The organism is Arcobacter sp. F2176 (assembly GCF_004116465.1).
Lineage (GTDB): Bacteria > Campylobacterota > Campylobacteria > Campylobacterales > Arcobacteraceae > Arcobacter > Arcobacter siniprincipis.
Window position 1 is genome coordinate 1 of sequence record NZ_PDJV01000050.1, and the last position, 1,328, is coordinate 1,328.

Consider the following 1,328-nt stretch of genomic DNA (forward strand, 5'->3'; position numbering starts at 1 on the left):
AATTCAAAAATGTGTGCAATGGGTCATAGACCTTTATGTCAAGATACAGGAAGTGTTAATATCTTTGTAAAGGTTGGATTAAATGCTCCTTTAGATATTAAAAAAGAGTTAGTTGATTTATTAAATGAAGGTGTTGCAAAAGGATATACAGATCCTGATAATACTTTAAGATACTCAGTAGTTTCTGATCCTGCTGGAAAAAGAGTAAATACAAAAAACAATACACCAGCAGTTATTCATGTAAGTGTAGATAATTCAGATGAGATAGATATTACAGTTGCAGCAAAAGGTGGAGGAAGTGAAAACAAATCTAAATTTGCTGTATTAAATCCAAGTGATAGTATTTATGATTGGGTTATGGAAAATGTTAGAAATATGGGAGCTGGATGGTGTCCTCCTGGAATATTAGGAATTGGAATTGGAGGAAATCCTGAGAAATCTATGCTTTTAGCAAAAGAGTCTTTAATGAGTCATGTTGATATACATGAACTTAAAGCAAGAGGTCCGCAAAATGCCCTAGAAGAATTAAGACTTAAATTATATGAAGATATTAATAAAGTAGGAATTGGAGCTCAAGGTCTTGGTGGAATAACAACTGTACTTGATGTTAAGATATTAGATTATCCATGTCATGCAGCATCACTTCCTGTTGCTATGATTCCAAACTGTGCAGCAACAAGACATATTCACTTTAAACTAAAAGGTGATGGACCAGCTGTATTTAATAAACCAGATTTAGATTTATGGCCAGATATTGAATTACCAATGGATACAATTAAAAGAGTAAATATAGAAGATTTAACAAAAGAGAATTTATCTCAATTTAAATCAGGAGATACACTTTTATTATCTGGGAAAATTCTAACAGCAAGAGATGCAGCACATAAAAAAATAGTTGAATATAAAAATGCTGGAAAAGATCTTCCAAATGGAGTTAAATTAGAAGATAGATTTATTTATTATGTTGGACCAGTAGATCCTGTAAGAGATGAAGCAGTAGGACCTGCGGGACCAACAACATCTACAAGAATGGATAAATTTACAAAAGACATGATGGAAATAGGAATCATGGGAATGATTGGAAAAGCTGAGAGAAAACAACCAACAATTGATTTAATTAAAGAGTATAAATCAATGTATTTAATAGCTACTGGTGGAGCTGCTTATTTGATATCACAATCAATCAAATCAGCAAAAGTATTAGCATTTGAAGAACTTGGTATGGAAGCTATATATGAATTTGAGGTTAAAGACATGCCTGTTACTGTAGCTGTTGATACTGAGGGTACTTCTATTCACACTACTGGTCCTGCTAAGTGGAGAACTAT

The 1,328-nt window shown here is 32.6% G+C and carries 1 protein-coding gene; it reads left to right on the forward strand.

The window, feature by feature from the left end; translation table 11 throughout:
- On the forward strand, positions 1-1,328 hold a 1,328-nt coding region (locus CRU95_RS16085), incomplete at both ends, for a fumarate hydratase (RefSeq protein WP_164969825.1).